This window comes from Mycobacterium sp. (assembly GCF_035314665.1).
In the GTDB taxonomy this organism is placed as follows: domain Bacteria; phylum Actinomycetota; class Actinomycetes; order Mycobacteriales; family Mycobacteriaceae; genus Mycobacterium.
Map to the genome: position 1 here is coordinate 1 of NZ_DATFZD010000229.1, position 3,588 is coordinate 3,588.

3 protein-coding genes and 2 pseudogenes are annotated in these 3,588 nt (G+C 65.0%); all 5 read right to left on the reverse strand.

Annotated features, from left to right (window positions below; all coding sequences use genetic code 11):
* Positions 1 to 388, reverse strand: a 388-nt coding sequence (locus tag VKI00_RS16980) for an alpha/beta fold hydrolase (RefSeq protein WP_414687225.1), incomplete at its 3' end; no start/stop codon positions are given.
* A gap of 81 nt (positions 389 to 469) precedes the next feature.
* The gene (locus VKI00_RS16985) at positions 470 to 2,161 is read right to left on the reverse strand and encodes a PHA/PHB synthase family protein (protein ID WP_324439360.1); all 1,692 of its coding nucleotides are present in this window, start codon (positions 2,159 to 2,161) and stop codon (positions 470 to 472) included.
* 37 nt (positions 2,162 to 2,198) lie between these two features.
* A pseudogene (locus tag VKI00_RS16990) lies at positions 2,199 to 2,345 on the reverse strand (acyl-CoA dehydrogenase family protein); the annotation flags it as partial.
* Positions 2,346 to 2,401: 56 nt separating this feature from the next.
* Positions 2,402 to 3,421, reverse strand: a complete 1,020-nt coding sequence (gene dmpG, locus VKI00_RS16995) for a 4-hydroxy-2-oxovalerate aldolase (protein WP_324439362.1) — start codon at positions 3,419 to 3,421, stop codon at positions 2,402 to 2,404.
* Positions 3,418 to 3,588 (reverse strand): annotated as a pseudogene (locus tag VKI00_RS17000) (acetaldehyde dehydrogenase (acetylating)); the annotation flags it as partial. The gene dmpG and the pseudogene VKI00_RS17000, both read right to left, overlap by 4 nt.

The following is a 3,588-nucleotide window of genomic DNA, read 5'->3' on the forward strand; positions in this document are numbered from 1 at the left end:
CGGGAATCATGATCGAACCGGTACCGGTGGACACTAGAATCAGCCGACGGCATCGGCGCGGATTCTGAAAAGCGAACTGCTGGGCGAGCGCACCGCCCCAGGACAGCCCGAGGATGTCGACCTGCGAGCTGCCTGCGGGTCCCCCCACGACTCCGGCCTTCTTCAGCAACCTGCCCAGCACCGAAGCCAGGTACGGAAATCCGTATGGCACCGGCGAGTCCGGCGACCCGCCGGTGCCCGGCACGTCGAGGCGCACCACGGTGGTATCGGCGTCGAGCTCCTGGACGAACGGATCGAGCACCTCCAGGCTTGCGCCGATACCGTTGCACAACACCAGCGGAATTCCGGATCCCCACCGGATATGGACTCGGATTTGCTGCCCAAGCACTGGAAGCAAGTCTCCATAAGTTTCGCCCGGATGGCTACGTCTTGTCACGATGGAGCACTATCATACGGCCATCGCATTGGCTCAGCGGTCATGGACATAGGTACCCGGTGCCGGTCCCAGCGGCGGCAACCCGCGGGTGCCGAGCTTCTTTGGCGCCGTCTTCTGATCACCGCCACGCTCGGCGAGCCACGCTGAGAAGTCGGGCCACCACGAATCGCGGTGCACTTCCGCCGCCGCGGCCCACTGGTCGGGGTTGCGTTCATCCGTGCTGCCCACCCGGTAGGAGGCCTTCGGATTCCCCGGGGGATTGACCAGCGCAGCGATGTGTCCGCTCGTAGACAGGACGAACCGCAGCTCCTTGCTCCCCAGCAGCCGCGCGCTGCGATAGCAGGCTTGCCAGGGCGAAATGTGGTCGGCGACACCGGCGACGACGTACGTGTCGGTCGTGAGTGTCCCGAGGTCCACCGGGGTGCCGAGCATGGTGACCCCGCCAGGCTCTGTCAGCGCGTTGCGAACGCCCAACTGCACCATTTCGCGGTGCAACGCTGCGGGCATGCGGGTGGTGTCGGCGTTCCAGAACAGCACGTCAAACGGCGCCGGCGAGCGGCCCTGCACATAATTGTTGACCCAGTAGCGCCACACCAGGTCGGTGGGACGCAGCCACGCAAACACCTCGGCTAGGGCTCGACCGTCGAGGTAGCCCTTGCGTCCCGACAGCGCGACCGCGACCTCGGCCGCCTCCTCGTCGATCGCGGCGGCCACCCCGGCCCTCTGCTGGTCCAGCACCGTAACCATCAACGTCAGGCTGGCGAGGCGCTCGGCCTCCCCGATTGCACTCAGATGCGCGGCCGTCATCGCCGCCAGGATCCCGCCCGAGCATGACGCCTGAACATGGACGGAGTCGGACCCGGAGATCTTCTCGACGGCGTCGAGCGCGTCGAGGATCGCGGCACCATAGCTGTCGCAGCCCCATGACCGGTGCTCCGCGGTGGGATTGCGCCATGAGATCGCGAAGACCTGGTGGCCTTGGCGCACGAAATACTCGATCATGCTGCGGCCCGGCGCGATATCCGTGATGTAGTACTTGTTGATCACCGGTGGCACCACGAGCAGCGGGACCGTGTACACGTTCTCCGACTGGGGCGTGTACTGGAGCAGCTCGAACACCTCGCTGCGGTAGACGACCGCCCCCGCGCTCACAGCAACGGTTTCTCCAACGGTGAACGCCTGCGGTTCGACCATCGACGGGATCCGGGGCGGGGACGCCATGTCGCCGAGGAAATGGCGCGCACCGCGAAGCAGGCTCAGACCTCCGGTGTCGATAATGGCCTTCCAGCCCACTGGACTGATCAACGGATTGTTGCTGGGGGATAGCCCTTCCATGACGACGTCGAGCACAAAGCGGATCTGTTCGGCGTCGCGCCAGTCGAGGTGTGCGTCGGCAAAGAGCTTGTCCACGGTCTCATTGGCGGCCAAATAGGCTTGCATCGAGCGCTTCATGAGTGGGTTGCCCTGCCATGCCGGATCGTTGAAACGCTTGTCGGCCTTGGCCGGAGCCCGATCCGACGTACCGCGCACAATCGAGGCAACTTCTTGTCCCAACGATCCCACCCGGTCGGCCACTGTGTCGGGCCGACGCGCCAGGTTCAATGCGAACCTGCTCCACGACGTGTCGGGCATCATTCTTCGCGCCACGCCCGTCGCCGAAGTGGTCAAGAGTAGGTCGAGCGGTACAGCGATTTCGTCCGCATTTGGTGTCTCCCTGCCGGACATTGTTTCTCCTTCCATTCTGGTTTGGTGTGAATGCGTTTCACGCGAGCAAGGCCCGCGCCATGACGATGCGTTGGATCTGGTTGGTGCCCTCGTAGATCTGGGTGATCTTGGCGTCGCACATCATGCGCTCAACCGGAAAATCTTGGGTGTAGCCCGCACCGCCGAACAGCTGCACGGCGTTAGTGGGTCGAACGAAGGATTGCCGGATCCGGTCATGTGCTATATCGCTTCTACTTTCGGTTAAACAGTTGCCCGGTCGCGGGTGAGGTCGAGGGCGATGTCGGCGAGCATGTCTTCTTGGCCGCCGACCAGACCGCGCCGTCCGGCTTCTTCGAGGAGCGTGCGCGCGTCGACATCGAAGCGGTCGGCGACCGTCTCGGCGTGGCGAAGGAAGCTTGAGTACACGCCCGCGTAGCCCAGGGTGAGGGTCTCACGGTCGACGCGTACTGGACGTTCTTGCAGCGGGCGGACCAGGTCGTCGGCGGCGTCTTCTAGCGCGTTGAGATCACAGTGGTGCTGCCAGCCCATGCGGGTGGCGGCTGCGATGAAGACCTCAAGGGGCGCATTACCGGCGCCGGCGCCCATGCCGGCCAGGGATGCGTCGACCCGACGGCAGCCGTGCTCGACGGCGACGATCGAGTTGGCCACGCCCAGCGACAGGTTGTGGTGCGCGTGGATGCCGACTTCGGTTGCGCTGCCAAGGCTTTGGCGTACCGCGTCGACCCGCTCGGCGATGTCTCGCATTGTCATCGCGCCGCCGGAGTCGACGACATAGACACAGCCGGCGCCGTATCCCTCCATCAGCCAGGCCTGCTCGGCCAGCTGCTGCGGGGTCGCCATGTGGCTCATCATGAGGAATCCCACGGTATCCATGCCGAGCTCGCGGGCGGCGGCGATGTGGTGTGCCGAGATGTCGGCTTCGGTGCAGTGGGTGGCGACGCGCACCACGCTGGCGCCGGCCCGGTTGGCGGCGGCGAGCTCGCGCACGGTTCCGATGCCCGGCAGCACAAGCGTTGCCACTCGTGCGTTCTTGACCACGCCGGCCACCGCCTCGATCCATTCCAAATCGGTGTGGGCGCCGAATCCGTAGATGCAGCTTGACCCCGACAGCCCATCGCCGTGGGCGACCTCGATCGAGTCCACCCCGGCGGCGTCCAGCGCTGCGGCGATCTCGGTCACCTGTTCCAGGCTGTATTGGTGTCGCACCGCGTGCATTCCGTCGCGCAGTGTGACGTCACTGATGTAGAGCTGTTCGGTCATTTCGATACTCCAACACTTCTCATCGAATGGGCGGCGATGCGCTCGGCGGTGGCCAGCGCGGCAGAGGTCATGATGTCGAGGTTGCCGGCATATGCGGGCAGGTAGTGGGCAGCGCCGGTCACCTGCAGCATCGCGGTGACTCTGGTGCCGATGAATTTCCCGGTCTC

Bases quoted from the DNA above. Each gene is read 5' to 3' on its own strand.
- VKI00_RS16985 (WP_324439360.1), bottom strand. From the start codon at position 2,161: ATGTCCGGCAGGGAGACACCAAATGCGGACGAAATCGCTGTACCGCTC.
- dmpG (WP_324439362.1), bottom strand. From the start codon at position 3,421: ATGACCGAACAGCTCTACATCAGTGACGTCACACTGCGCGACGGAATG.